Source organism: Erythrobacter sp., assembly GCA_019739335.1.
GTDB lineage: Bacteria > Pseudomonadota > Alphaproteobacteria > Sphingomonadales > Sphingomonadaceae > Alteraurantiacibacter.
Genome location: CP073261.1, coordinates 2798202 through 2824797, shown reverse-complemented (window position 1 = coordinate 2824797; position 26596 = coordinate 2798202). Strand labels below are relative to the sequence as shown.

The 26596-nt window shown below is 61.6% G+C and carries 23 protein-coding genes and 1 tRNA gene; 12 read left to right on the top strand and 12 right to left on the bottom strand.

Going from position 1 to position 26596, the window contains the following annotated elements; genetic code table 11:
- Positions 1 to 26: 26 nt before the first annotated feature.
- A complete protein-coding gene (locus JY451_13800; protein ID QZH74714.1) occupies positions 27 to 1298 on the bottom strand; it encodes a hypothetical protein in 1272 nt (423 codons plus the stop codon).
- Between the two features lie 289 nt (positions 1299 to 1587).
- On the opposite strand from JY451_13800, the gene gyrA reads away from it, so the two are divergent.
- Positions 1588 to 4413 carry a DNA gyrase subunit A gene (gene gyrA, locus JY451_13795; GenBank protein ID QZH74713.1) on the top strand — a complete coding sequence of 942 codons (2826 nt, stop codon included), beginning with the start codon at positions 1588 to 1590 and terminating at the stop codon, positions 4411 to 4413.
- Positions 4414 to 4449: 36 nt separating this feature from the next.
- Here gyrA and JY451_13790 read toward each other — a convergent pair whose 3' ends face one another.
- Entirely contained in the window at positions 4450 to 5142 is a 693-nt protein-coding gene (locus tag JY451_13790) for a lysoplasmalogenase (GenBank protein ID QZH74712.1), read from the bottom strand.
- A gap of 65 nt (positions 5143 to 5207) precedes the next feature.
- Here JY451_13790 and trmFO point away from each other — a divergent pair, with 65 nt between their 5' ends.
- Positions 5208 to 6584, top strand: a complete 1377-nt coding sequence (gene trmFO / locus JY451_13785; protein ID QZH74711.1) for a methylenetetrahydrofolate--tRNA-(uracil(54)-C(5))-methyltransferase (FADH(2)-oxidizing) TrmFO — start codon at positions 5208 to 5210, stop codon at positions 6582 to 6584.
- 76 nt (positions 6585 to 6660) lie between these two features.
- Here the strand turns inward: trmFO and JY451_13780 are convergent, their stop codons facing one another.
- Positions 6661 to 7125: a hypothetical protein gene (locus JY451_13780; protein ID QZH74710.1), complete on the bottom strand. Its 465-nt coding sequence runs from the start codon at positions 7123 to 7125 to the stop codon at positions 6661 to 6663.
- 32 nt (positions 7126 to 7157) lie between these two features.
- Complete coding sequence (locus JY451_13775) at positions 7158 to 7796, bottom strand: hypothetical protein (protein ID QZH74709.1); 639 nt, start codon at positions 7794 to 7796, stop codon at positions 7158 to 7160.
- Positions 7797 to 7972: 176 nt separating this feature from the next.
- Between JY451_13775 and JY451_13770 the strand changes: the two genes are divergently transcribed.
- From JY451_13770 to JY451_13745, 6 genes are all read left to right on the top strand, one after another.
- Positions 7973 to 9562, top strand: coding sequence for a hypothetical protein (locus JY451_13770; GenBank protein ID QZH74708.1), 1590 nt, complete (start codon positions 7973 to 7975; stop codon positions 9560 to 9562).
- On the top strand, positions 9559 to 10017 hold the full coding sequence (locus JY451_13765) for a pilus assembly protein (GenBank protein QZH74707.1): 459 nt from the start codon (positions 9559 to 9561) through the stop codon (positions 10015 to 10017). Before JY451_13770 ends, JY451_13765 begins: the two co-directional genes overlap by 4 nt.
- A gap of 2 nt (positions 10018 to 10019) precedes the next feature.
- Positions 10020 to 10451 (top strand): pilus assembly protein, encoded by a 432-nt coding sequence (locus JY451_13760; protein QZH74706.1) that lies wholly within the window; start codon positions 10020 to 10022, stop codon positions 10449 to 10451.
- A 182-nt stretch (positions 10452 to 10633) separates the two neighbouring features.
- Positions 10634 to 12517: a VWA domain-containing protein gene (locus JY451_13755; GenBank protein QZH74705.1), complete on the top strand. Its 1884-nt coding sequence runs from the start codon at positions 10634 to 10636 to the stop codon at positions 12515 to 12517.
- Between the two features lie 41 nt (positions 12518 to 12558).
- The gene (locus tag JY451_13750) at positions 12559 to 13107 is read left to right on the top strand and encodes a pilus assembly protein (GenBank protein ID QZH74704.1); all 549 of its coding nucleotides are present in this window, start codon (positions 12559 to 12561) and stop codon (positions 13105 to 13107) included.
- Entirely contained in the window at positions 13104 to 13805 is a 702-nt protein-coding gene (locus tag JY451_13745) for a hypothetical protein (GenBank protein QZH74703.1), read from the top strand. Before JY451_13750 ends, JY451_13745 begins: the two co-directional genes overlap by 4 nt.
- Here JY451_13745 and JY451_13740 read toward each other — a convergent pair.
- From JY451_13740 to JY451_13730, 3 genes are all read right to left on the bottom strand, one after another.
- Entirely contained in the window at positions 13802 to 15190 is a 1389-nt protein-coding gene (locus tag JY451_13740; protein ID QZH74702.1) for a pyruvate dehydrogenase complex E1 component subunit beta, read from the bottom strand. The two genes, JY451_13745 and JY451_13740, sit on opposite strands and share 4 nt — an antisense overlap.
- 3 nt (positions 15191 to 15193) lie before the next feature.
- Positions 15194 to 16285 (bottom strand): pyruvate dehydrogenase (acetyl-transferring) E1 component subunit alpha, encoded by a 1092-nt coding sequence (gene pdhA / locus JY451_13735; GenBank protein QZH74701.1) that lies wholly within the window; start codon positions 16283 to 16285, stop codon positions 15194 to 15196.
- Positions 16286 to 16418: 133 nt separating this feature from the next.
- Positions 16419 to 16739, bottom strand: a complete 321-nt coding sequence (locus JY451_13730; protein QZH74700.1) for a septum formation initiator family protein — start codon at positions 16737 to 16739, stop codon at positions 16419 to 16421.
- A gap of 117 nt (positions 16740 to 16856) precedes the next feature.
- Here JY451_13730 and hppD point away from each other — a divergent pair, with 117 nt between their 5' ends.
- Positions 16857 to 17966, top strand: coding sequence for a 4-hydroxyphenylpyruvate dioxygenase (gene hppD / locus JY451_13725; GenBank protein ID QZH74699.1), 1110 nt, complete (start codon positions 16857 to 16859; stop codon positions 17964 to 17966).
- Positions 17967 to 18080: 114 nt separating this feature from the next.
- Entirely contained in the window at positions 18081 to 18629 is a 549-nt protein-coding gene (locus tag JY451_13720) for a hypothetical protein (GenBank protein QZH74698.1), read from the top strand.
- A 6-nt stretch (positions 18630 to 18635) separates the two neighbouring features.
- Here JY451_13720 and JY451_13715 read toward each other — a convergent pair whose 3' ends face one another.
- Positions 18636 to 19925 (bottom strand): winged helix-turn-helix transcriptional regulator, encoded by a 1290-nt coding sequence (locus JY451_13715; protein QZH74697.1) that lies wholly within the window; start codon positions 19923 to 19925, stop codon positions 18636 to 18638.
- A gap of 714 nt (positions 19926 to 20639) precedes the next feature.
- On the opposite strand from JY451_13715, the gene JY451_13710 reads away from it, so the two are divergent.
- Positions 20640 to 23726: a TonB-dependent receptor gene (locus JY451_13710; GenBank protein QZH76736.1), complete on the top strand. Its 3087-nt coding sequence runs from the start codon at positions 20640 to 20642 to the stop codon at positions 23724 to 23726.
- 305 nt (positions 23727 to 24031) lie between these two features.
- Here the strand turns inward: JY451_13710 and JY451_13705 are convergent.
- The 4 genes from JY451_13705 to grxC form a co-directional block, all read right to left on the bottom strand.
- Positions 24032 to 24108, bottom strand: a tRNA-Arg gene (locus JY451_13705).
- Between the two features lie 38 nt (positions 24109 to 24146).
- Positions 24147 to 24635, bottom strand: a complete 489-nt coding sequence (locus JY451_13700; protein ID QZH74696.1) for a DUF1178 family protein — start codon at positions 24633 to 24635, stop codon at positions 24147 to 24149.
- Positions 24636 to 24637: 2 nt separating this feature from the next.
- Entirely contained in the window at positions 24638 to 25462 is an 825-nt protein-coding gene (locus tag JY451_13695) for a carbon-nitrogen hydrolase family protein (protein ID QZH76735.1), read from the bottom strand.
- Positions 25463 to 25473: 11 nt separating this feature from the next.
- The gene (grxC, locus tag JY451_13690; protein QZH74695.1) at positions 25474 to 25737 is read right to left on the bottom strand and encodes a glutaredoxin 3; all 264 of its coding nucleotides are present in this window, start codon (positions 25735 to 25737) and stop codon (positions 25474 to 25476) included.
- A 129-nt stretch (positions 25738 to 25866) separates the two neighbouring features.
- Between grxC and JY451_13685 the strand changes: the two genes are divergently transcribed.
- Complete coding sequence (locus JY451_13685) at positions 25867 to 26343, top strand: Hsp20 family protein (protein ID QZH74694.1); 477 nt, start codon at positions 25867 to 25869, stop codon at positions 26341 to 26343.
- The last annotated feature ends 253 nt before the right edge of the window (positions 26344 to 26596 follow it).

The window sequence follows — 26596 nt, the reverse complement described above, 5'->3', positions numbered from 1 at the left end:
CCGCAAATGCTTGCCAGTTCCGCGATTTATTGCGCGGAAAGCGTATCGACATAGACCGACCACAACCGGGCCATTGGTTCGCGCGTGCCGTTCACACTCGCAAAGGCTTCCTTGGCAGCAGGATAGTCACCGGCCTTGGTGAGTGCGATGCCAAGACGGGTGTTCGCCGTGTTGCTGTCCAGACCCCGCTCCGCAGCAAGCTGGTAGAAGCGTGCAGCCTGGGTGTAATCTTCCAGCGAATAGAGAACATCGCCGGTGGCCAGAGCGTCGCGGGCGTCACCGCCCTCGCCTTCCCGAACATAGGTCGCGACCTGGCGACGATCTTCTGCCGCACGCGGTTCGGCAATGCCGCGCACTTCGACATAGTAGGGATCGTCGGCAGCAAACTCACCGGCATCCATCCCCGCCTGCAACACCTTGAGCACCTCGCCGCCCATGATGCGCGGATCGAGATCTTCGGCAAAGCGGACGAACTCAGGACGCTGCGTCAGCGCATCGGTCGCCAGCATCAGCCGGGCCAGATCCACGCGTTCTGCCGGTTCCAGCTCGGTCAGCACGGAGACGACCTGAAGCGTGTTGATCCAATTCTGCCGGGTGGGGTTGGCTTGCAGCAGCAGCACCGAAACATCGGTCGCTTCGGCAGCGAGCTCGGCATCATAGGAATCCTGCAAGCCGCGCAGCAGGTAGCGTTCTGGCAACGGGTTGCCTGCCGCCTGCCGGGTTTCGGCCAAATCGGTAAGATAGGCCAGAGCCGCCGCCGGATTTCCTTCAGCAATATAGCTCTGCATGTAGATATATTCGGGATCGTTCTGCGGCTGGTCGTCGCTGTCGACATAGCCGTTAGCCAATGCCGCGTCGATCGAGGTCCGCGCGGCGGCATATTCACCGGCATTGTAGGCAAAATTGGCGACATACCAGTGGAACGAGCCGAGCTGCTCAGGCGCAACCTTGCCGCTGGCGATCATCATTTCGAGGCCCTGACGGCGCAAGCCGTCGTCATCCAGGTTCTGTCCTGCAATCAGCGTCAGGTTGCCCGCAGCCATGCGATCATCGGGTGTCTGGATGGCGGCGTGAACAGCGGGAAGCTGCGCGCGCAGGCCAGCATAATCCGGAGCGTCCCCCTGCGTCAGAGCAGCGGCAGGCTGATAGACTTCGACGAAGCCTTCGGAATAGTCCTGATCCTGCGCATAGGCGGCAGGAGCGAACGCGGTGGAACCCAGAGCTACGCCTCCAGCCAAAGCCAGAGCGAGGGCGAAATGCGAGGACTTCCGGCGAGCGGTGCGGAAAGCGCGAAACATGGATATCTTCTCCTGAAAACTTCTTGTGGCAGCCACGTGCTGTCGAGACGTTCACGGGCGGCTTCATGCATACAACGCCCGGGATTGCAAACTTGTCCTGACAAAATGCCGCTGAATGGCGATTTAACGCTTCGGTCAGGCAATAGGGCGGTTCAACGATCCGGCCTTGGGAGCAAGTGTGGAAAAACGCATTGTTCTCCCCATATCAAAGGGGTCGAAAACTGGCGCTTGCTGCACCCTTCGCCTAGGTTTTCGCCGATAACCGGAACAATACGGACACCAATTTCCAGTGAGCGACGAGACCGATAATCTCACGCCGCCAGCGGCACCCGAAATCTATGGTCGCATCGACATCGTCGATGAGATGAAGACGAGCTATCTCGATTACGCGATGAGCGTGATCGTCAGCCGCGCGCTGCCCGACGTGCGCGACGGGCTGAAGCCGGTCCACCGGCGGATTCTCTATGCCGCGCAGGTCGGCGGCTATACGTCCACCAAGCCATATCGCAAGTCGGCCAAGATCGTCGGCGAAGTCATGGGTTCGTACCATCCGCACGGCGACAGCGCGATTTACGACGCGCTCGCCCGGATGGTCCAGCCGTGGAGCCTGCGGCTGCCGCTGATCGACGGCCAGGGCAATTTCGGCAGCATGGACCCCGATCCACCGGCGGCGATGCGCTATACCGAAAGCCGGCTGGCGAAGGCGGCGGATTCGCTGCTCGCCGATCTGGAAAAGGATACCGTCGATTTCGTCCCCAACTACGACGGGTCGGAGAAGGAGCCTTCGGTCCTCCCCGCGCGATTCCCCAACCTGCTGGTCAACGGCGCGGGCGGCATCGCGGTGGGCATGGCGACCAATATCCCGCCGCACAATCTGGGCGAAGTGATCGACGCCTGCTTCGCCTATATGGACGACCCGGGGATTACCTCGGAACAATTGCACGAGATCATTCCCGGCCCCGATTTCCCCACCAGTCCGCTAATCCTCGGCAAGAGCGGCGCGCGGCTGGCCTATACCACCGGGCGTGGCTCGATCCTGATGCGGGCGCGGCATGAAATCGAGACGGGGCGCAATGATCGCCAATCGATTGTGCTTACCTCGATTCCTTATCAGGTCGGCAAATCCGGGTTGGTCGAAAAGATCGCCGAAGCCGCCAAAGACAAGCGCATCGAAGGTATTACCGATGTGCGCGACGAATCCAGCCGGATGGGCGTGCGCGTGGTCATCGAGTTGAAGCGCGACGCCACCGCCGAAGTGGTGTTGAACCAATTGTGGCGGCACACCCCCGCCCAATCGAGCTTTCCCGCCAATATGCTCGCCATTCGCGGCGGGCGGCCCGAAACCTTGATGCTGCGCGATTTTATCCAGGCATTTATCCAGTTTCGCGAAATCGTCATCACCCGGCGCACAAAGTTCGAACTGAACAAGGCGCGGGACCGGGCACATATCCTGCTCGGACTGGTAGTGGCGGTCTCCAATCTGGACGAAGTCGTGGCGATGATCCGCGGATCATCCAACCCGCAGATCGCACGCGACAAGCTGCTCGCCAAGGAGTGGCCGATTGGCGACATCGCCCAGTATATCCGCCTGGTCGAGGCGATCGAACCTTCGGCAGACGAAAGCGGTGGGACTTACCAGCTCTCCGAACGACAGGTCAAAGCCATCCTCGAACTGCGCCTGCATCGCCTGACCGCGATGGGCCGGGACGAGATTGGTGAGGAATTGCAGGAACTTGCCGACAAGATCGAATATTATCTCTCGATCCTGGCTGACCGGGTCAAGCTCTATGGCGTGATGCGGGCCGAGTTGCAGGAAGTGCGCGACCAGTTCGCCACTCCCCGCATGTCCGAAATTGCGCCCGCGTGGGACGGGTTGGACGACGAAGACCTGATCGAGCGGGAGGAGATGGTCGTCACCGTCACCCACTCCGGCTATATCAAGCGCACGCCCCTCGCCACGTTCCGGGCGCAGGCCCGCGGCGGCAAGGGCCGCAGCGGCATGGCGACGAAGGACGAGGATGCGGTCGTCGAAATGTTCGTCACTTCGACGCATAACCCTGTGCTTTTCTTCACAAATACCGGGCGCGTGTATCGCCTGAAGGTGTGGAAACTGCCCGAAGGCGGTCCGCAGACCAAGGGTCGTCCGATGGTCAACCTGCTGCCGCTGGGGAACGAGGAACGGGTAACCAACGTGCTCTCGCTGCCCGAGGACGAGAATGACTGGGAAGCGCTCAACATTGTCTTCGCCACCGAGCAGGGCATGGTGCGCCGCAATTCGATGGATGCCTTCACCAATGTCCCGACGGCAGGCAAATATGCGATGGGCTTTGTCGAAGACAGCGGGGACCGGCTGATCGGGGTGAAACTGCTCAGCGAAGGGCAGGAAGTGTTCCTCGCCGCCGATTCGGGCAAGGCGATCCGTTTCCCCGCCAGCGACGCCCGCGAAACCAAGAGCCGCACGGGCATAGGTGTGCGCGGGATGACGCTGAAAGACGGGGCGAAGGTGGTTTCGATGGCGGTGCTCAATGAAGGCGGAGCCGATACCGAAACACGCGATGCCTACATCCGGTCGGCGGGCTGGAAGGACAATCCGGCAGAACCGGCGCTGGATAACGATACCATGCAGCAGATGGCGCGGGAGGAGGAGTTCATTCTCACCCTCACCGCCAATGGCTATGGGAAGATCAGTTCTGCCTACGAGTACCGCACCATCGGGCGTGGTGGACAGGGTCTGACCAACATTACCGATCCGGATTCGCAGCCGGGTCGTAATGGTCCGGTGGTCGCCTCCATGCCGGTGCGCCACGGATCCCAACTGCTGCTGGTGACCGACCAGGCCAAGATGATCCGCACCACCATCGAACTGCGCCACCTGCTGGGCAGCGATGAAGGATTCCGCGTGGTCGGCCGCAGCACCTCGGGCGTGCGCATCTTCAACGTGGCGAAGGGTGAGCATATCGTTGGCGCCGCACTGATCGACGATGACGAAAGCCCGGAGAACCCGGCGGAAGAAGCCGTTGTCGAGGAAATGCTCGAACGCCGTGGCGGCGGAGACGAGACGGCGGTGGAGCCGACGGTAGATCGGGACGACAGTGAAGACTTGGGTGGAGAGTAGGCTGCAATGATTGTGGTCGGGCTGCGCCGCACACAATCAGTGTAGCGTCTCCCGTCCACCCTGCACCACACGCAGTTCGGGATCGCGCTTGCGCAGCGTCGTCACCACCCCGATGGCGATCAGGAACATGCCAAGGTAGTATACCGGCCATACGAGAAACTGCGGCACCGTACTGCCCGACAGCGGCCCCATTTCGGCAAATATCAGCAGGTCGGAGATGGTGAACAGGATAGCTCCCGCCCCTACCCGCAATCGCGGGAAATCGCTCGCCCAGGCTCCCGCCGCCATCGCGCCCAATGCCAGCGCATACAGTGCCACCGACCAGCGCATCCCTTGATCATAGGGCAGGAAATAAGCGACAAACGGCGTCCCCAGCAGCAAAGCGATGAAGACCAGGCTGTCCCGACCCTCCAATGGCGCACCCCGGTGTCGGAGGAAGAGCGTCAGCGCCACGACATGGTAAAGGAAGAAAGCCACCGCGCCCGCGATCAGGTCGAACTCGATCGCCATGTCCCCCACCGCCGCCGCTGCCAGCGCGCCTGCCAGCATCTGCGCCGATTTGCTCGAATGCCGCATCCACGCATAGAGTGCGAGGAATCCCACCGCGCAGCCCTTGATCGGGATCAGGTAAAGGCCGGGCAGATTCGTCACCTGCAGATAGAAGAAGGCGAGTGCCGCCACCACACTCAGCACCAGATAGGGGCGTTTGTCTGCAAGGGCTCTGCGCATCGGGCGAGGGTTAGCGGCGAGCCAGCGTTTGCACCAGCAGGCAAACGCACTTATCTGTCGCCACCATGACACATCAGGTCCACATCATCGGCGGCGGCTTGGCCGGAAGCGAAGCGGCATGGCAGCTGGCGCAGCGCGGCATTCGCGTGCGACTGTCCGAAATGCGCGGAGCCAAGGACGGCAAAGGTGGGTCCACGCCTGCACATCACACGGACGGGCTGGCGGAACTGGTATGCTCCAACTCTTTCCGCAGTGACGATGACGCCAAGAATGCGGTGGGGCTGCTCCACCACGAGATGCGGCGGCTCGATTCCATCATAATGCGCGCGGGCGAAATGGCGCGGGTTCCGGCGGGCAGCGCGATGGCGGTGGACCGCGACCTGTTCAGCGCGCAGGTGCAGGCAGCACTGGAGGCGCATCCCAACATCGAAGTTGTGCGCGAATTGGTGGAGAATTTGCCCGCAGACGGCCTCACCATCGTCGCCACCGGCCCGCTCACCGCCGCCGCGCTGGCGCAGAGCATCGTCAGGGCCACCGGCGAGGACCGGCTCGCCTTCTTCGATGCCATCGCCCCGATTGTTTACCGCGACTCCATCGACATGTCGAAGGCATGGATCCAGTCACGCTGGAACAAGACCACCTCGGCCTCGAACGAAGGCGGGGATTACATCAATTGCCCGATGACCAAGGAGCAGTACCTCGCCTTCCACCAGGGGCTGATGCAGGCCGAGAAGGGCGAGTTCAAGGAATGGGAAGCCGACACGCCTTACTTTGATGGCTGCATGCCGATCGAAGTGATGGCCGAGCGCGGGGTGGAAACGCTGCGCTACGGACCGATGAAGGGCGTCGGGCTGGACGATCCACGCACGGCTTGCGAGGAATTCCCCAACGGTCGCTGGCCCTATGCCGTGGTGCAATTGCGGCAGGACAACAAGCTGGGCACGCTGTGGAACATGGTCGGCTTCCAGACAAAGATGAAGCACGGTGCGCAGTTGGAACTGTTCCGCACGATACCGGGGCTGGAGAACGCCGAATTCGCGCGACTGGGCGGGATGCATCGCAATACCTTCATCAATTCGCCCGAGCTGCTGGACAGGCAGTTGCGGCTGAAAAGCGCGCCGCATATCCGCTTTGCCGGGCAGGTAACGGGGTGCGAGGGTTATGTCGAAAGCAGCGCCGTGGGGCTGCTGGCGGGGATGATGGCGGCGGCGGAACTGGTGGGCGAGGCGTGGGCGCCCCCTCCCCCCACCACCGCGATGGGCGCGCTGCTCAGCCATATTACCGGCGATGCCGAGGCCAAGCACTTCCAGCCGATGAACGTCAATTTCGGACTGTTCCCGCCGCTGCACGAAGTCGGGAAGAAGGTCCGCAAGGAAGCCTATACCGAGCGGGCGAAGGCGGATTTTGGAGCGTGGCTGGCCGAGAGCCGAGTCCCCGCGTAGGCGGGGACCTCATTCGGTTGTAGCACATGGTCGTCTGAGGTCCCCGCCTGCGCGGGGACTCACTGATTGGTGAACATCAGCAATTGCACCTTGCTCGCGCAGCCGGTCGGGGCGGCGGCGCGCTGGTGGCGAATTCAGCCGGGGTGAGCTCGCTGTCGCCGTTGCCGTCCATTTCCTCGAACCGGGTGGCGGTGGTGACGGCCCATTCCTCGAAGGTCAGCAAGTTGTTTCCGTCAGTGTCCAGGTCGCGGAAGGCATCGGTGCGGGTGGAAAGCATCTCGTTGCGGGTGATCTTGCCGTCGCGGTTGCGATCATAGCGGAAAAACCGGCGTTGTTCGCGCGTCAGTTCGCTCGCTTCGGGCGGCGCGGGGCCGACCATGTCGGCGGGATCGGCAGTGGGCAGCGCATCGGGATCGACCGGCGCGCCCTCTGCGCGTGGCGGCGGCGCAGCCTCTTCCACCTGCGCCCTGCCCTGCATCCAGAACAGGCCAAGCGTCGCCAGCACCAGCGCGCTAAAGGCTCCCAAAAGAATGCGGTTCATGCGTGATTCCCAATAGCTGGCCGGAATTTACGCTATCGCCCGGTAATGCCAACCCGCAAGGCGAGCAGCATGGCAGCGGGGCCGTCGAGCAGTTCGGTATTGCCACGGTCCAATGCGCGCAGGCCCAGCGCGCGGAGCACCGCCAGGGGGCGAAGGTTGCGCGAACATGCGGGGAAGCCCCTCCCCCGCGACTCGGCAAGCAAAGCCGTCGCATCCTCGCGCTCCGGCCCCGGCTCCAGATGAAGCGCCAGATCGGCAAGGGCATACTGGCAGGCGACCAGTGTATCGGCAGCGGAATTTCCCGCTTCCGCCCATGCAGCGGCCCTTGCAGATGCAAATTCTTGTATCGTCCTGCGGTCGAGCTGCTCTCCCAGCAACACCTCCCACCCATCGACGAGACCGCTTAGCACCTCCCTGTTACCCGGCCATTCTCGCAGCAATTCAAGCAACGGCTCCCCCCGTGGCCATTGCTCTGCGGGCTCCCCGAACCGGTCCCGCCACCAGGCGAGTTTCATCTGCGCAATTATCGCCTCGCCCTTCTGGCGCAGGACCGCCGAGAGCCGTGCTTCCAGTGCCATCAGTGCCAGCACAGGCGTCCGTGCGCGCCGCGGAGCGTAACTTAAGGCCAGCCGATGGGGCAGCGGCAAGGTTTCGATAAGGTCTGCATTCATGGGCCTGCGCCGTGCCCCCACAGCCACGCTCCCGTCAACTCCGGGATTGGCGGAATGCTGCGCTAGGTGGTGCTGTAAGGGTTGTTAACCAGCTGCGTTTACAGCTCGGTTACTACACCGCGCGTATCATACCGGAGCGACCGAAGATTGCGCGATAATGAAAACAGGTAGGCCCAATGATCACGAAGATCCGTCGTAACATCGCCCGCATGGCAGGCTGCTCGAGCGGCAATGCCACCTTGCTTGTCGCTTTGGGAATGCCGGTGTTGATCGGCGGCGCCGGCTTGGGCGTGGACATGACCCAATGGTACATGTGGAAACGCGAATTGCAGTTTGCCGCTGATCAGGCCGCGATCGCCGGTGCCTGGGCACGGGCGGACGAGGATACCGAGGAAACCTACCAGACCCGGGCGCTACAGGAATTCAACGCCAATCTTTCCGTCACCGACGATTTCAACCAGGATCCAACGGTGCAATTGGCCGACTATGCCGGTGGCACGCAGAATTCGGTCGCGGTGTCGGTTACGGCCGCAAAGGAATTGCCGTTCAGCAGCTTCATCACCGGGGGCAGCACCGAGATTTACGCCTATGCACAGGCGAGTTTCGAGGAAGGTACCACTTTCACCAGCTGCCTGATCGCGCTCGACGACGAAGACGAAGGCGCCATCACGATCGGCGGCAACTCCATCCTTACCGCCAGTTGTGGTCTCGCCGCGCTTTCGACCGACGACCTTTCTATCAAGGTCGACGGCAATCCCGAAGTGGAAGCAGGCTGGATCATTTCGGCGGGCGGCATCGACCAGTGGCTGAAAGACAATACCGACGATATCATCCTCGAGAACCAGGATGGACTCTACGATCCGTTCGAGGAGCTGTCGCCGCCAAATCCCGCTGCCTCGCAGGTCGATCGCACCTATAGCTGCGGTGCCGAGCCGACGACAACGACGGCGGATATCGAAACCCGCACCGTCACCGTCTACGACTATTTCCAGGGTTCGACCCAGCGCAATGCGACCGGCTGGTCGAACACCGAGGGAAAGTCGGACACTGACCTGACAACCTCTGCCTATGACCAGACCGTTCCCAATGGAACAACCGCGGGCACGACAACGTCCACCTCGGAAGTCTGGACCCGGATCGGCAGCCAGGGCGGCGGGAACCAGAAGTGGGAACGCCGGACCCAGACGGTTTACAACACCTACAGCGACATACAGATCGCCGGCGGCATGCCAGCAGGCTCCGTGCGCCCGGGCACATATACCGACATCCACATCTCCTGTAATACCGCCTTTGCCCCCGGTGTTTACAACATCGTCGGTGGCGGATTGAAGATCACCGGCCAGCACGAAGTTACCGGATCCGGCGTCATGTTCGTGCTATATGACGGCGCTTGGATCGACGTTGCCGGGGGCGCGGACATCAGCCTGACAGCCATGCAGGCGTCCGACCTGATGTCGCTGGGTGTCTCGGCAGACGATGCCAATGATCTGGCTGGCATGCTTGTGTTCGAAGATCGCGACTCCGAAGGCAGCGGCAGGACCAAGCTGAACGGCAACGCCAATACCGTGCTTAACGGCACGCTGTATTTCCCGATCAGCGAAGTGTTCTTTGCCGGAACCGTTGGCGTCACCAGCCAGTGCCTGATGATCGCGGCGAACAACATCACCATCACCGGCACCACCAACATGTCCACCTTCTGTCCCGCCGGGTCGTCGGAAGACACGGCGGTCATTTCCACCGCCGCCCGCGTCAGGCTGGTCGCATGATCCGCGCCCTCTCCCGGGTCACGCAGTTCCGTCGCAACGACGACGGATCGATGGCCATCGAAACTGCTTTCGTCGCGCCGATCCTGCTGGTGCTGGCGCTCGGCGGCTTCGAAGTCAGTTCGATGGTTGCCCGGCAGACGGAATTGCAGAGCGCCGCTGCGGAGGCCGCATCCGTGGTCCGCGCGGTCGCTCCGGAAACGCCCGAAGAAATGACGACAGTGCGCGACATCGTCGTCGCTTCCACCGGATTAACGAACGATCACGTGACAATCACGCCAATATTTCGCTGCGGCGTCACATCGACCTATGTCACCACTGCAGACAGTTGCGGTTCGGATGTCGAGTACAAGTTCATCCAGGTCGACATAACCGACACATACGAACCTGTCTGGACCAAGTTCGGTGTCACAACCGGGTTCGATTACAACATCAGCCGCACCGTACAGATCGGATAGCCATGCGCCATTTCCTGACCCGTCTCCGCCGCGACAAAGCCGGTGTCGCCGCGATCGAATTCGCGCTGATCGGCCCCGCCTTCATCGTGATGATCCTGGGCGTACTCCAGGTGGGGATGGGGCTGCAAAGCTACAATGCGATGCGGAATCTGTCCGCTGATGTCGCACGCTATGCGATGGTGCAATACCAGACCGGCAATGCGCTTTCTAATTCGCAGATCCGCAGCTGGGCCCGCAATCACGCTCAGGGTGCGCCCTACCTGATGAACCCGGACCGGCTCGGCGTGATTATTGTCGACGCACCCACACAGCGAGTTGCCGGAGCGCGTGAACTCGACATTACCGTGACGTACCGGATCACCAGCGTGCTCGAATTCATCGATATCGAAGGCCCTACACTCGATTTCAGTCGTCCGATTTTCCTGACAGTGTGACCGTCGGCTAGCCCTGCGGGGTGGCTGTGATCTGGCATTCAAGGCATTGACGAAACACGTCATTTTACAACTTGCAAGGCAAATTTAACCCCGTTTCTTCGGGATTGCCTCAACCCTGCCAGCCTATAACACTTGCCATGCGCAAGCCTGGAAACCACTGTTCGATCCCTCACGGTCGGGTAATGTCCCGTCTGGCGCGCGACACGTCGGGCAATGTGCTGGCGATGATCGCGGCTTCGCTGTTTCCACTTCTCGCCCTGCTTGGCGGCGGGATCGACATGGGCCGCGGGTATCTGGCGCAGAGCCGCCTGCAGCAGGCCTGCGACGCCGGCACTCTGGCGGCGCGCAAGCGGCTGGGGTCCAGCGTGGCGGTAGACGGCGTGGTTCCGAACGATGTGGTCGAAACCGGTCAGCGGTTCTTCAACCTCAACTTTCAGGACGGCGCTTACGGCACCGAAAACCGTAGCTTCGAGATGGCGCTGGAAGAAAACTATTCTATCAGCGGCACCGCCAGGGTCGATGTGCCCACCACACTGATGGCCGTCTTTGGCTTCGACGAGGTCGAAGTCTCGGTCGATTGCGCTTCGATCCTCAACTTCAGCGATCTCGACATCATGATGGTGGTCGATACCACCGGATCGATGCGGCACACCAATCCGGGTGATACGCTGAACCGGCTGGATTCAGTCAAACAGGTGATCCGCGATTTCTATACCCAGATCGACAGCAACAAGGCACCCAACACCGAAATCCGCTACGGCTTCGTGCCTTACGCCACCAACGTGAACGTCGGCCACCTGCTGGAAGACGACTGGGTGGTTGATGAATGGACGTACCAAAGCCGCGAACAATCGAACCAGGTCGTCGTTTCCCATGGAACGACCTATACGCGCAACTGGACCTATGTTTCGGGCACCCGCACCCCCTGGGGAACATGGATCACCCAGTCCACCTATCCCGCAACCTGGAATCCGGCCACCAGCTGGGACCAGCGCGGATACTATAGCTGCAACGGAGCGACCCCGGCCGACACGATCGTCTACACGCCAACGGAAAACGGCACCGAGTACAACGAGGTAAAGACCCAGCCTGCGGCGATCCTTTCGGTCCAGCCGATGCAGATGCTGGAGAACGGCAAGGTATTCCGTTCCCACGTGAACGGCAGCATCTGTGAAGTCCAGTACCGCATGTCGACCAACTATGTGCAGAATTACGAGGAAGTCACCGAAGTCCCTGCGCTGGAATACAAGTGGCTTTACCGTCCGATCTCCCGCAATGTCGCCAACTGGCGTACAGAGCAGGATGGCTGCATCGAGGAACGCGATACCTACCGGATTACAGATTACGACAACGTCGATTTCACCCGCGCGCTCGATCTCGATATCGATCTGGTGCCTACAGCGGGCGATCCTTCAACCCAGTGGCGGCCTCGCTATCCCGAAGCGATATATGTCCGCTCCATGCAGCACAACGGCAGCGGCTCATTCACGACCGCCGAGGTGACGACAGAGCAGGAATTTGTCGACAGCGGTAACTGGTGGTTCTCCGACTGCCCTGCCCCGGCCCAACGCCTGACAGAAATGACGAGCGCCAGTCTCGACGGTTATCTCGCTACGCTCCAGCCCTTTGGCGCCACCTACCACGACATCGGGATGATCTGGGGCGGACGCCTGCTTTCGCCGACCGGGCTGTTCGCCGCCGACAATGCCGATGAAGGCGGCCGCACCCGCAGCCGCCACATGATCTGGCTGACCGATGGACAAACGGAGCCATTCGATCTTGCTTACGGTGCCTATGGCATCGATGGCCTCGACCAGCGCCGCTGGCTGCCGGGCGGCAGCGAAACCCTGCGCCAGACCATAGAGAACCGCTTCAGCGTTGTCTGCGAGCAGGTAAAGAACCGCAACATTACCGTTTGGGTAGTGGCCTTCGGCACCACGCTCAACCCGATCATGGAGGAATGCGGCGGACCTGGAAGAACCTTCGAGGCTTCGAGCGCCGAAGAGCTGAACGACGCATTCCAGGAAATCGCCCGATCCATGAGCGAACTGCGGGTTTCAAGTTGATGTGCGCGAGAAGCTCTGGGCTCGGTCGCGACGAGGCTGGCGTGACAGTCGTCGAGTTCGCGCTGCTGGCCCCGGTGCTGCTGGTGACGATGATGGGTTTGTTCGATTTTTCGTACAACATCTACGCGGAATCGATGATTGAAGGAGCGGTGCAAAAGGCCGCGCGCGATTCCACTATCGAACAATTCGCAAACAACCCCGCTGCCTTGGATACCAAGGTGCGTGAAGCCGTGCAGAAGGTCGTGCCTTCGTCCAATGTCACTTTCACCCGCTCCGCCTATCGCAATTATTCCGACATGGGCCGCGCGGAGGAGTTCACCGACACCAATGGTGACGGGGTTTGCAACAACAACGAGACATTCGTCGATCTGAACAGCAACGGCTTCTGGGATAGCACCCGCGCTCGTGACGCCGCCAACAGCGCGCGCGATGCAGTGCTCTACGAAGTGAATGCCAGCTATGATCGCGCTTTTCCGCTGGCGGGATTGCTGGGCTTCGATGACACTGTGAACGTCAGCGCCCGAACCGTGCTGCGCAACCAGCCGTTCAACATGACCGAGGAAACCTTCACGACGGGAAACTGCGCATGATGCCGGCTGCTCTTCCCACCTTGCTGCGCCGCCTGCGCCGGGACGTGTCCGGCGTCGCGATGACCGAGTTCGCGCTCGCCATGCCGTTCGTGCTGGGGGTCGGCCTGATGGGACTGGAGACCGCCAATCGCGCGTTGGTGCAGATGCAGATTTCGCAGCTGGCCATCCAGATCGCAGATAACGCTTCGCGCATCGGTGACACGTCCGTCCTCCAGGATCGAAAGATCTACGAAGCCGATATCAACGATCTTTTCTACGGTGCCCATATGCAGAGCAGCGCGGGAGTAGATCTCTACGCGCATGGCAGGGTGATCCTGAGCAGCCTGCAAGTGGTGGAGGGAACCACGGACCGGCAGTACATCGAATGGCAGCGATGCATGGGCACGAAGCTCCATGACAGCAGCTACGGAGAAGAAGGCGACGGCACTGCGGGAGGCTTCCCCGGCATGGGACCAGCCGGGGAAGAAGTCATTGCCTTTGCCGACGATGCCGTGATGTTCGTCGAGATATCGTACGATTACCAGCCGCTGGTGGGCGATCCCTTTTCGTTCGCATCACACGAAATCACCGCCATCGCCAGCTTCACCGTCCGTGACGACCGCGACTTGACGCAAATATACCAGCGCGATTCTGCCGCTCCGGACCCGGTCGCCAGCTGCGATGAACACGGCGGCTCCGGGCTCTCGATGGGCAACTAATCCCGGTAGCAGACCTTGCGGCAGGCGGCGATTACGCGTTCCTTGTCGATCAGCGCCAGCTTTTCCAGATTGGCGGCATAGGGCAGCGGCACATCCTCGTTGCACACCCGCAGCGCCGGCGCATCGAGATGGTCGAAGCCGTCCTCCATGCAGATCGCCACGATTTCTGAGGCAATCGAGCAGGTCGGCCAACCCTCTTCGGCGATCACCACCCGATTGGTCTTGGCCAATGAGGTGAGAATGGCTTCCTTGTCGAGCGGGCGCAGGGTGCGCAGGTCGATCACTTCGGCGTCGATCCCCTGCTCGGCTAGCTCCTCTGCCGCCTTCAGCGCGATGCCGACGGCGATCGAGTAGGAGACGATGGTGACATCCGAACCCTCGCGCATGATCCGCGCCTTGCCGATGGGCAGCACGTGATCGTCCAGCTGCGCCAGTTCGAAAGTCTGGCCGTAGATCAACTCGTTTTCGAGGAAGACTACCGGATCGTCGCTGCGGATAGCCGATTTCAGCAGGCCTTTGGCATCCTGCGCATCGTAGGGTGCAATTACGATCAGGCCAGGGACGCTGGCGTACCACGGGCCGTAGTTCTGGCTGTGCTGCGCGCCGACGCGGCTGGCGGCACCGTTGGGGCCACGGAACACTACCGGGCAGCGCATCTGCCCGCCGGACATGTAATTCGTCTTGGCGGCGGAATTGATGATGTGATCGATCGCCTGCATGGCGAAATTGAAGGTCATGAATTCCACGATCGGCCGCAGGCCGCCCATCGCCGCACCGGTGCCGATCCCGGCAAAGCCGTATTCGGTGATCGGGGTGTCGATCACCCGCTTGGGGCCGAATTCGTCGAGCAACCCCTGCGTCACCTTGTAGGCGCCCTGATACTCGGCGACTTCCTCGCCCATCACGAATACCCGCTGGTCGCGGCGCATTTCCTCGGCCATCGCATCGCGCAGGGCCTCGCGCAGGGTCAGCTTGACCATGTTGGTGCCGGAGGGGATGGCGGGGTCTTCGACCTTGGCGGCGGGTTGGGGCTTGGTTATTTCGGGTTCGTCCTCATCCCGACCCACGTCCTTACCTTCGCCCGGCTGGCTATCCACCTTCTCTGCTGGCGCGGCAGGCTTCTCGACGTCGGAAGCATCCTCACCCTCGCCCAGCAACACTGCAATCACCGTGCCGACTTTCACATTCTCGCTGCCCTCGGCCACCAGAATGCTGCCTACGGTGCCTTCGTCGATGCTTTCGAATTCCATCGTCGCCTTGTCGGTTTCGATCTCGGCCAGCACGTCTCCGGCGGCAACGCTGTCGCCTTCCTTCACCAGCCAGCGCGCCAGCGTGCCTTCTTCCATGGTAGGCGAAAGCGCAGGCATTTTCAGTTCGATAGCCATCGCTCAGTACCTCCCCACCAGAACATCGGTGTAGAGTTCGCTCGCATCCGGTTCGGGCGAACTTTCGGCAAAGTCGGCAGCTTCGGCCACTACTGCGCGGATATCCTTGTCAATTTCCTTCAACTTGTCCTCGCCGATACCGGCCGCGGCCAGATCTTTCTTTACCCGTTCGATCGGGTCATTGTTCTCGCGCTGGCCCTGCACTTCTTCACGCGTGCGGTACTTGGCCGGGTCGGACATTGAGTGCCCGCGATACCGATAGGTGTTGCATTCCATCAGTACCGGGCCGTTGCCTTCGCGGACATGGGCAAACGCGACTTCGGCGGCCTGCCGCACGGCGAGAACGTCCATCCCGTCCACATCCATGCCGGGAATGCGGAAAGCTGTGCCCCGCCGATAGAATTCGGTTTCTGCGGAGGACCGGCCCACGGCGGTGCCCATCGCATACTGGTTGTTCTCCACCACGAACACCATCGGCAGCTTCCACAGCGCCGCCATGTTCATCGTTTCGTAGACCTGCCCCTGGTTGGCCGCGCCATCGCCGAAGTAGGCCAGGCACAGTCCGCCATCCTCGTTGTACTTGTGCGCGAAGGCGAGCCCGCCGCCAAGCGACACCTGCGCGCCGACGATGCCATGGCCGCCGTAGAATTTGTGCTCGGTGCTGAACATGTGCATCGAGCCGCCCTTGCCCTTGGAAATGCCCGCTGCGCGGCCCGTCAGTTCGGCCATGATGACCTTGGGATCAATGCCGTAGGCGAGCATGTGGCCGTGATCGCGATAGCCGGTGATCACACTGTCGCGATCATTGTCGAGCGCCGATTGCAACCCGATCGCCACCGCTTCCTGGCCGATGTAGAGGTGGCAGAAGCCGCCGATCAGGCCAAGGCCGTAAAGCTGCCCGGCCTTCTCTTCAAAGCGACGAATGAGCAGCATCTGCTCGTAGAAATGCATCAGCTGTTCGTCGCTGGCGGAATACCGCTCCTGCTCTTCAATCTTGGCCTGCAGGCTGCGCAGCGCGAAACTGTCCGCGTCCTCTTGAGCAGACTTGCTCGTCTGCTTGCTTTTCGCTGAACTTGAAGTAGCGGCTTTGGCCAAGGCGTATCCCCTGCTGGACCCCGTCCGGGGCGTCGTTTGGTATGGATTGGCAACGCCTATAGGCGCGGATTCGTTGCAGAGGCAACGCCATGCATACGAATTTCGCCAGTCTGGTTCGTTTGCTTTGAAGTGCTTACCGCACAGGTTCGAGATCGTAGATGAACTCGTCCTTATGTGCGACATTCAGATCGCGACGGGCAAGCTCGCTGGCAAGGTCGGGATCGACATGATCGGGGTGCAGCAGATCGACACGGTTCGCCAGCACTGCGCGCTCTTCTTCAAGCGTGGCGATGCGGGCATGATATTGTTCCAGCTTGGCTGCGTGATCGGTCCAGGCAAGCAAGCCGGACGGCCCCATCAGCGCCAACAGGGCAATCAGCACCAACACCAGGAGTGCCAGCCCGTTGACCAACTTTTCGCGCACCGCTTCGCGCCGAGTCACCCTGATGTTCATGCGCCCTTGAATCACAGGAAGCGTCAGGATTCAAGCGCCTTGCCTTGAAACATGCGAAACTTTCGTCGTCCTCGCGGAGGCTTGCCGAATCTCGGCGAACAAGTTACATATGAAACCATGACTGATCTCTTCGAAAACCCCATCGGCCTCGACGGCTTTGAATTTGTAGAATTCTGCGCACCGGAAAAGGGTGTTGTTGAGCCGGTATTCAAGGCGATGGGCTTTACCCACGTGGCGGACCACCGTTCCAAGGACGTTCAACTGTGGCGACAGGGGCAGATCAACCTGATCCTCAATTACGAACCGCGCAGCGCGGCATGGTTCTTCGCCCGCGAACACGGCCCTTCGGCCTGCGGCATGGGCTTCCGCGTCAAGGACGCGGCCAAAGCCTATGCCGAATTGCTGGCGCGCGGGGCCGAGCCGGTTGAAGTTACCACCGGCCCGATGGAGCTGCGCATTCCCGCCATTCGCGGGATCGGCGGCGCGATCGTCTATCTGATTGACCGCTACGAAGATGAAAACGGCAACGGTCTTTCGATCTACGACATCGATTTCGTCTACCGGCCCGGCGCGGACAGGCACCCCGAAGGCGCGGGCTTCAAGCTGATCGATCACCTGACCCACAACGTCTACACCGGACGCATGGCCTACTGGGCGGACTATTACGAAAGGCTGTTCAACTTCCGCGAGATCCGCTTCTTCGACATCAAGGGCGAATATACCGGCCTTACCAGCAAGGCACTGACCGCGCCGGACGGAAAGATCCGCATCCCGCTCAACGAGGAAGGCGAAGGCGGCAAGGGCCAGATCGAAGAATTCCTGCGGGAGTTCAACGGCGAGGGAATCCAGCATATTGCGCTGATCTGTGACGACCTCGTGGCAGCCTGGGATCGCCTGAAGGAGTTTGGCGTGCCGTTCATGACCGCCCCGCCCGCCACCTATTACGCCATGCTCGACGAACGCCTGCCCGGCCACGGCGAGGACAAGCAGGCGCTGCAGATGCGCGGCATCCTGCTCGACGGCAAGACTGTTGGTGAGGATGGCTCAGGCGGCCAGCCCCGCCTTTTGCTGCAAATCTTTGCGCAGGCGCAGGTTGGGCCGGTGTTTTTCGAATTCATCCAGCGCAAGGGCGACGAAGGCTTTGGCGAGGGTAATTTCAAGGCGCTGTTCGAGAGCATGGAGCGCGACCAGATCGAGCGCGGGGCGCTGACGGTGGACGAGGCCTGACGCTTCGCGAATCCGGGCCTGACGCACCTCCCCCGCGTTCAGTGCGGCGCAATCCGCTTGCGCAGACAAACCTTCCGCGCCATCACGCCCGCGAGTTGAGGAGTCTTTCTGCACATGACTGCGTTTCGCGCCCATTTCCTGATCGCCGCCGCCCTGCCCTTTGCCGCCATCGCCACCCCCGCGGCGGCGCAGGTGAGCGACGAGGTTGTGCTCAACATCCTGCGCAACTGCGCCCAGATCGACGATGCGACCGCGCGGCTTGCCTGTTACGACAACAATATCCGCTCCGCCGACGGTTCTTCGATGCGGACTTCGGTTCCGGGCAGCATGGATAGTCCGGCAGCATCCGGCGGCGCTCCGCTGGCGAATACGGGCGCAAGCGGTTTCGGGCGCGAGAATATTCGCGGCCCGGAACGGTTCCAGACCCCCGCAGGCGAACTGGAACAGATTCGTGCCCGTGTCTCGTCGGTCACCGAGCGCCAGCGCGGCGTCTATCTGGTAACCCTGGAAGATGGTGCGCAGTGGCTGTTCGCCGAAAGCGTTCCTTTCGCTTACCGCCCGCCGCGCGTTGGGGAGAGTGTCGAAATCGATCGCGGCGCGCTGGGCAGCTTCCTGCTTACGTACGACAGCCAGAGTTCGGTGCGGGTCCGCCGCGTCCAGTAAAGCGGGTTACTGCGCGCCCAGCTCGTCGAAGGTTCGCTCGCGCTCCAGCTGCACCACCGCATTGCGGCGCACCTTCTCGAAGGTAGCGAGGAATTGTTCCCGCTCGCGCGCCGAAAGCGGCGCCATAAGGAAGGTGCTGCGCTGGCGGCTGGCATCCTGGATGATCTGGAACAGACGCTGACCCTCTGTGGTCGGGCCGAATCGCCCGTGCCGCCGCCCCGGCTTGCCGCTGCGTTCCACCAGTCCGCGCTCCATCAGCGCCCGAACGGTCCGCCCGGCCTGGCTGTGATCGCGATCGAGTCGCTCGACCAGGTTGTTCCATTCGATCGGCGCGTCCATGGCGATCTCGTTGAGCACCCAGCTTTCGAAATTGCTGAGCCCGGTCAGGCGCTTGAACGCCAAGGCTCCACTGCGGCTAAAGTATGCGGATAGCGTCATAAGCGGCGAAAGGATGCGTGAACGATCAACCCGGACCGGCTGCCCGCTGCCAGGCTCGTAATCGGGGTCGGGAGTGAACGGATTCGCCGTCTCGGCGTCGCCTTGCCCGCGCGCGCGCTCCTGATCGTAGAGCATGACGGCACGCTGGAGCAGCTTTTCGATCACCGCGTAGAAATCCGCCAGCTCGCTGTCGCCGATGTCGAACGTCAGTTCGCGGTTGCGCAATTCGGCCAGGCGCAGCAGCCGGTCCGAGAGCGTGGTCCCTTTGCGCGTCAGCCGGATCGGGGCCCGGATCTGGTCACGGTCAACCATGCGGAATTCGAGCAGGCGCTTGACCGAGCGGGATACCTGCGCCTTGTCCACTCCTACCGCGCCCGAGATATCCGCCGGCACCAGCGGTCCGGCGGTTCGCAACAGGAAGAGGATGCGCCGGTCGAGTTCGACGAGGTCGATTTCGCGGGCGTAAGAAAGCTCAGCGCTCTCACGGACCTTGTAAAGGAGCTGCCATAGGTCCTGCTGGATCACGTTACCGGGCGCAGCATCGCCCTGCCGCTGCTGTTCTGCTTCTGGGGCGAGTCCGTTGAGGATAATCGCCAGCCGGGTTTCGAACTCGGGTGGAATTTCGGTATCGCCCGCTTCACCATCGCGGGAGCGTGCACCGACGGCGAAGGCTTCGACGATCCGCAACGCTTCTTCCGCCATGGGGCCAAGCATGCCGTTCAGCTGCTTGCGGGTGCCGTCATCGGCGAGCGCCTTTACGCCCTTGCCACCGTCTCGATAGACAGCCCGCGCGTGGGTATTGAGCAGGCCTCGCCAATCGTCGCGTTTCGCGGCCTGCTTTGCGCCCCTGGCTGCCATTCGATGTCCTGCTCCGCCTGCCCGTGTCCAACGCAACGAACGCCGGTCATAGTCAAATGGTTTGGATTTGCACAGTGCAGATTCGGGCGAGCCGACATGCCGGGGCTCGGCAACTGCAAAAGGCAACAATTGGCCCTCGCTTCAGCACATTCCGGACAGGGTCAACGACGTCCCTGCAACGATTTTCGGGGCGGTGCAGCTTGGCAACACTTTTAACGAGCGTTAGAGTGGGCCCGGAGAGAAATGGCGGTTTTCCTAGGGTTTTTGGAGTTTCATGGGAAACCAAACCGGCCCTTTGCGCCATGATACAGCTCTTTGTACTACCATGGGACAAAGGCCGTATCGGCTCTTCCCACATGGCTTATGCGGCCAAAGCTAGACACAATCAATTTACCGCCATAAAGCCGGTTTCTGCGCGGAAAGCGGGCGATTCATGCCCCACCGCCAGGGGGAGGAGATGAGGATGCACCTTGCGCATGACAGCGCTACGTCGGGACGACTCCCGTGCGTGCAATCCTCATATCGTCCCTTGGGACTTTCAATCCATCAGTCCCGCAGCACCGGTCATAGGTCCGAAGCAACCAGAGCGATTGCGAAGGACCAGGCCGAAATTGCGGCTCTGATGAAATGCCGCCCGATCCGCCAACGGACGGGCAACCACCGTGAAGGGAGCACATCGTGAGGAAATTCAGCAACCAGCAGGTCTTCAGGGCCATGCTCATGGCAGGCGGCGCCAGCGTCCTTGTCGCAGCGACACCAGTCTTCGCGCAGGATGCGGATGAGCCGGAAGGCGAGCGTATCGTCGTCACCGGTTCGCGCATCGCGTCGCAGGATTACGATTCGAACAGCCCGATGGTCACCGTCGATGAAGGCCTGCTTGAAAATACCGGCACCGCCGCGATCGAGCAGAGCCTGAACCGCCTGCCGCAGTTCGTGCCTGCGCAGACCCCGACCGCCGGCGGCGACATCCAGCCGACCGCCACCAACACCCCCGGCGCGGCGACCATCTCGCTGCGCGGCATCGGTGCCAACCGCAACCTCGTGCTGATCGACGGCCGCCGCGGCACGCCCGGCAACGCTTCGGGCGTGGTCGACATCTCGACGCTCCCCTCTGCCGCGATCGAGCGCATCGAAGTCATCTCCGGCGGCGCTTCTGCCACCTACGGTGCCGACGCTGTGGCCGGTGTCACCAACTTCCGCCTCAAGCAGGATTTCGTTGGCCTCGAACTCGACGGCCAGATCGGCATCACCCAGGAAGGCGACAACTTCGAATACCAGCTCGGCGGCATCATGGGTGCCGATTTCGACGATGGCCGCGGCAACGTCTCGCTCGCCATGTCGATGAACACCCGCGAAGCCAATTTCCAGCGCGATCGCGACTGGTACCAGGACCTGTGGGCCGACCCGAACATCGCCGGCACCCAGTTCTTCATACCCGCACCGGGCTTTGCCTCGCCGGGCAACCTGCCGGACTACCGGACGGTGTTTCCCAATGCGCCCGCTCCGGGCGTTGCGCCGAATACCACCGTATACTTCACGCCTGAAGGACGTGCGTTCACCATCGGTGCGAATGGCACCAACCAGAACTTCGGCAACGACCGCGCTCCGCTTGACGATCCGCGGTTCAAGCAGTCGATCAACGGGGCGGTCGGCAGCAACAACACCAATCAGTATCTGATCCTGCCGCTCACCCGCTACAACTTCTTCGCTCGCGGCAATTACGAGATCAACGACTATATCGGCGTGTTCGGGCAGGCCTTGTTCAGCCATGTCGAGACCTTCACCCGCAACGAACCTTCGCCTGCGGTGACAGGCTGGACGGTCAACATCGATCCGACCCAGATCGACCGCAGCGAACTGCCTGCCGACATGTGGCGCCTGCTTGACAGTCGGCCTAATCCGGACGGTGTCTTTACGATTAACTCGCTGCTCGCAGACGATCGCGAAACCTTTACCGACGTCACGACCTACAACATGACGGCAGGTCTCGAAGGATCGATCCCCGGCACCAACCTGGACTGGGAAACCTTCGTCAGCCACGGTATTTCGTCCACCTTCGCACGGCAGACGGGTATCAACTCACTCACCCGCTTCCAGACCGTTCTGAGTGCGCCCAACTTCGGTCGCGGGTTCACCGCAACCGGCAACCAGGGTGCGCCAAACTTCGGCTTCGGCGCATCGACCGCAACCTGTACCTCGGGCCTGAATTTCTATCAGCCGCCGCAGGGTGGGTTCTCTGAAGACTGCCTCGAAGCGATCCGGGCCGATCTCAAGAACCGTTCCGAGCTGACGCAGACGATTGCCGAAGCCAACGTGTTCGGCGGGCTGTTCGATCTGCCTGCCGGTGAACTCGGCTTCGCGCTGGGTGCCAGCTATCGCGAAGTGCAATACGAATTCACCAACGATACGCTGACCACGGCGGGTCGCTCGTTCCTCGATCAGGCGCAGGGTATCTACCCCAGCGGCGAAGTCGATGCGACGTACGACGTGCACGAGCTCTACGGCGAATTGCTGATCCCGATCCTGTCCAACATCCCGGCAATCCAGCAGTTCAATCTGGAACTTGGCGGGCGTATCTCGGACTATTCGACGACCGGGACCAGCTACACCTACAAGATCCTCGGCGACTGGGAAGTGACCGACTGGATGCGTTTCCGTGGCGGTTACAACCGTGCGGAACGTGCTCCGAACATTGGCGAGCTGTTCCTTGCGGCGCAGCAGACCTTCGGGGTCAACACGGCGGGCGATCCCTGCTCGCTGGCCAACCCGCTGTCCTTCTCTGCGAATCAGGATGGTGACGCTTTCGCCGGCGGCAATGCCAATGGCGCAGCGGTCCAGGCAGTCTGTCGCATCCAGATGGAAGCCTCGGGCAACGTCCAGGCAGACGATGACTACTACAATGGCGTGCAAAGCCCGGCCACGTTCGGCTTCGCTTTCCCGACTACGGTAGGCAATCCCAACCTGGTTCCGGAAAAGGCGGATACCTGGACGGCCGGTGTGGTTCTCACCTCGCCGTTCGAATCTGCACTGCTCAATCGCTTCCGCCTCTCGCTCGACTGGTTCAGCATCAACATCGATGATGCGATTGGCGAACAGACCGTGGCGATTGCACTGCAGCAGTGCTACGACCCGTCGCTGAACCCTGCCTGGGCCAGCAACAACCCGGCGGAAGTCGCGGCCTCGCAGTTCTGTCAGAACGTGCCTCGCAACGCCACCGGCGCGCTGGGCAATGTCCAGCGTACCTACGTCAACAACGGACGGGTGGAAGTTCAGGGTATCGACCTTGCGCTCGACTGGGGCTTCGATGTCGGGCCCGGCGCGGTCAACCTGAACGTGCTCGCCAACTACCTGCTGGACTTCAAGTCTGCACCGCTGCCCACCCTGCCGCTGATTGACTATGTCGGCACGCAGGGAACGACCGAGAACGGCCTGAACGCGAATGCTTACGAGTATCGCGTCCTTGCCAACCTCGGTTACACCATCGGCGGAGCCTCGATTGGGCTGCAGTGGCAGCACTATCCGGCGATCGAGGATACGGCTGAAGCCCAGTTCGGCAATCCGACGCCGACCACGGGTTATCCGGCGTACAACCTGTTCCACCTCAATGGACGGTATGCGCTGACCGATGATCTGACCTTCCGCTTCGGGGTGGAAAACCTCCTCAACGAAGCGCCGCCGATCGGCGGGGTGAACTCGGCTGCCGATCCTTCGCTCGGCCAGTTGGCGGGGGGTGCGTTCAACTCCACCTTCTACGATACCAATGGTCGTCGCTTCTACCTGGGTGCGAACGTCCGCTTCTAGGCGACGGCATGCCCTGAATTTGGGAGGGGTCTTTCCGCAAGGAAAGGCCCCTTTCTTTTGTGTAGTTCGGCGGGCTTTGGCCCGGCTCCAGGCCGATAAGGTGCTTTCCTACAGTGTCGCTCGTGTGCAAGCCTTCGGCCCATGCGCAAAGTCTCAATTCGCCTAATTCCGACGTCTCGATGGAGAAGTTCCGCAGCGCGCAAGCGGCGACAATAGGATTTGCGTTTCGACGACGATTTTGGTGTCAACTTCGCGTCAACTTTGCCTCGCCACGAGGACGAAGGCGCAAGAACGGCAAAGGAAAATGGTGCACCCAACTGGATTCGAACCAGTGGCCCCCAGATTAGGAATCTGATGCTCTATCCTGCTGAGCTATGGGTGCGTCGCAAGACCTCTAGAAAAACCGATGCGCCGTGGCAATCAGTTCAGCTTATCCGGCGGGGCGAAGGGGAAAGGCAGCGGCGCAACGGGCACGCCCTCTTCCAGCAGTTCCCTGGCTTCCTGCGCGCTCGCCTCGCCGTGGATCGGCGCGTGGTCCTGCTCGCCGTAGTGCATGGCGCGGGACTGGTTGGCGAAATCCTTGCCGACCCACTTGCTGTCCTTCAGCGCCTTGGCCTGCGCCTGTGCCAGCTGCTCCAGCGCCTGCGCCACTTCGGGCGGCATCGGCGCATTGGTGAGTGCCTTGCCCGGTGCGGAAGGAGCCTCCCCGGCCCCGGCACGCGGTCTGGCGACGCGCTGGTTGCCCTTCTTGCCGACTGCCGGCGCCATCGGTGCCTTGGCAACGTTCGCCGAGCCACACTGGGGGCAGAGCAGCTTTCCGCTCTCGCGCTGGCTGGCGAAATCACCGGACGAACCGAACCAGCCTTCGAATCGGTGGCCGTTGGCGCAGGAGAGGTCGAACACGATCATGATCAGCGCGCTGTAGGGATGTCGCGCTTGTTGGCAAGACTCGGCAATTGGCGGCGCACTTTTGCGATCCGGCCAAGATCGATATCGCACACACCCAACCCTGGGGCGTCGCCGCCCATGTCGAGCAACACTTCGCCCCAAGGGTCTACCACCAGCGAATGGCCATAGGTTTGGCGGCCATCAGCATGCAATCCGACCTGTGCAGCCGCGATCACGAAAGCGCTCGCTTCGACGGCGCGGGCGCGCTGGAGCAGGTGCCAGTGCGCCTTGCCGGTAGGCACGGTGAAGGCGGCGGGAATGGCGATGGCGTCGCACTCGCGCCGACCGAGCTCATCGAACAGCGCTGGGAAGCGGATATCGTAGCATATCGTCAGCCCCAGCCTACCAATCGGGGTATTCTCGACAGTGACGACTTCCTCGCCCGGTCTGTAAGCGCTGCTTTCCCGCCAACTTTCTCCAGTCGCGAGCTCTACGTCGAACATGTGCATCTTATCGTAGCTGGCTTCGAGAAGAGCCATGTGACCTATGTAAAGCGACCTGTTCGCCCATTTGCCGTGGCTCGTGCTTACGGGCAACGATCCGACCGCCAAGTCGATCATATATGCCGTCGCAATATATTCGAGAGCGCCGATCATGTCCTCTGAAGCTGGGCTTTCAATCCACTCAGCGGCACGCTTGCGGTTGCGATCAAGCAACAACGCCATTTCGGGCAGAAACAGGATCTGTGCATCGTTCTCTGCGGCTTCCTTTGCAGCATTATCTATCGCCGCCAGGTTCGCTTCGGGATCGATTCCCGAAGTCATCTGCAACAGCGCGACGCGAACCACCCCGGACACGCTCACCGCCCCAACAGCGCGTCCAGCTTGCCCTCGCGCTCCAGCATGGCGAGGTCGTCCGAACCGCCGATTGCCCGGTCATCGATGAATATCTGCGGCACCGTGCGCGCGTCGGGCTTGCGCGCCATCATCTGGTCCCGCTTTTCCCCGCCCATCGAGATATCGTATTCAACATAGTCCACCCCCTTCTCGTCGAGCAGGCGTTTGGCCCTGCTGCAATAACCGCAGAACATCTTGGTGTAGATTTCGACCTTGGGTGGAGTCACGACAATTCCTCTGGTTCGGCGTGTTTGGCAGGCCTTGAAACGCCCTACGCCCTAACTACATTTTTCAACGCGGGCGCCGTCTTATGGGTCCGCACAGTGTCAAATTGCTCAAAAGAGGATTTGTTGCAAATGAACCGTTTCGATCTGACTCCCTATCGCCGTTCAACCGTCGGTTTCGACCGGCTGTTCGACCTGCTGGAAAACAACGCCCGCGGGTCTTCTGGCGACAATTACCCCCCCTTCAATATCGAGCGGCGCGATTCCGATGCCTATCGCATCACCATCGCCGTCGCCGGGTTCCGCGCGGGCGATCTCGACATCACCGCGCAGCAGAACCTGCTCACCGTGGTCGGCCGCAGGCGCGATGAAAGCGTGGAGGGCGAAATGCTCCACGTCGGCATCGCCAACCGCGGGTTCGAGCGCCGTTTCGAACTGGCGGATTATGTCCGCGTCGCCCATGCCGATCTGAAGGACGGGCTGCTGGTGATCGACCTTGTCCGCGAAGTGCCAGATGCGATGAAGCCGAAGAAAATCGCCATTGGCGGCAATACGCTGGAAGTGGTCGAAGGTGATCGCAAGGACGGCGACCAGGCCGACGCAGCCTGATCGCCTTGCGACAGCAACACCGCTGAAAAGTTGGGGGCGGACCCGCTAAGGCCCGCCCCCTCGACGCTCGCGCGCCGACGTGCCGCATGAACTGGCTGTCCGGGTCGCAAGAGACAGCCTATTCCGCAGGCAAGACCGAGCCGACAACACGCGGGTAACCCCCGTTGCCCGCGCGGGGCCGGTCCAATTCTGCGAGAGCCAATTCCGGGAAAAATACTGACGTCATAGACGAATGAAGTCAGGCACGCCCCCA

Excerpts from the sequence above, each read along its gene's own strand:
- JY451_13800 (QZH74714.1), bottom strand. The coding sequence starts at position 1,298 with ATGTTTCGCGCTTTCCGCACCGCTCGCCGGAAGTCCTCGCATTTCGCC.
- JY451_13790 (QZH74712.1), bottom strand. The coding sequence starts at position 5,142 with ATGCGCAGAGCCCTTGCAGACAAACGCCCCTATCTGGTGCTGAGTGTG.
- trmFO (QZH74711.1), top strand. The coding sequence starts at position 5,208 with ATGACACATCAGGTCCACATCATCGGCGGCGGCTTGGCCGGAAGCGAA.
- JY451_13780 (QZH74710.1), bottom strand. The coding sequence starts at position 7,125 with ATGAACCGCATTCTTTTGGGAGCCTTTAGCGCGCTGGTGCTGGCGACG.
- JY451_13775 (QZH74709.1), bottom strand. The coding sequence starts at position 7,796 with ATGAATGCAGACCTTATCGAAACCTTGCCGCTGCCCCATCGGCTGGCC.
- JY451_13770 (QZH74708.1), top strand. The coding sequence starts at position 7,973 with ATGATCACGAAGATCCGTCGTAACATCGCCCGCATGGCAGGCTGCTCG.
- JY451_13765 (QZH74707.1), top strand. The coding sequence starts at position 9,559 with ATGATCCGCGCCCTCTCCCGGGTCACGCAGTTCCGTCGCAACGACGAC.
- JY451_13760 (QZH74706.1), top strand. The coding sequence starts at position 10,020 with ATGCGCCATTTCCTGACCCGTCTCCGCCGCGACAAAGCCGGTGTCGCC.
- JY451_13755 (QZH74705.1), top strand. The coding sequence starts at position 10,634 with ATGTCCCGTCTGGCGCGCGACACGTCGGGCAATGTGCTGGCGATGATC.
- JY451_13745 (QZH74703.1), top strand. The coding sequence starts at position 13,104 with ATGATGCCGGCTGCTCTTCCCACCTTGCTGCGCCGCCTGCGCCGGGAC.
- JY451_13740 (QZH74702.1), bottom strand. The coding sequence starts at position 15,190 with ATGGCTATCGAACTGAAAATGCCTGCGCTTTCGCCTACCATGGAAGAA.
- JY451_13730 (QZH74700.1), bottom strand. The coding sequence starts at position 16,739 with ATGAACATCAGGGTGACTCGGCGCGAAGCGGTGCGCGAAAAGTTGGTC.
- hppD (QZH74699.1), top strand. The coding sequence starts at position 16,857 with ATGACTGATCTCTTCGAAAACCCCATCGGCCTCGACGGCTTTGAATTT.
- JY451_13720 (QZH74698.1), top strand. The coding sequence starts at position 18,081 with ATGACTGCGTTTCGCGCCCATTTCCTGATCGCCGCCGCCCTGCCCTTT.
- JY451_13715 (QZH74697.1), bottom strand. The coding sequence starts at position 19,925 with ATGGCAGCCAGGGGCGCAAAGCAGGCCGCGAAACGCGACGATTGGCGA.
- JY451_13710 (QZH76736.1), top strand. The coding sequence starts at position 20,640 with ATGCTCATGGCAGGCGGCGCCAGCGTCCTTGTCGCAGCGACACCAGTC.
- JY451_13700 (QZH74696.1), bottom strand. The coding sequence starts at position 24,635 with ATGATCGTGTTCGACCTCTCCTGCGCCAACGGCCACCGATTCGAAGGC.
- JY451_13685 (QZH74694.1), top strand. The coding sequence starts at position 25,867 with ATGAACCGTTTCGATCTGACTCCCTATCGCCGTTCAACCGTCGGTTTC.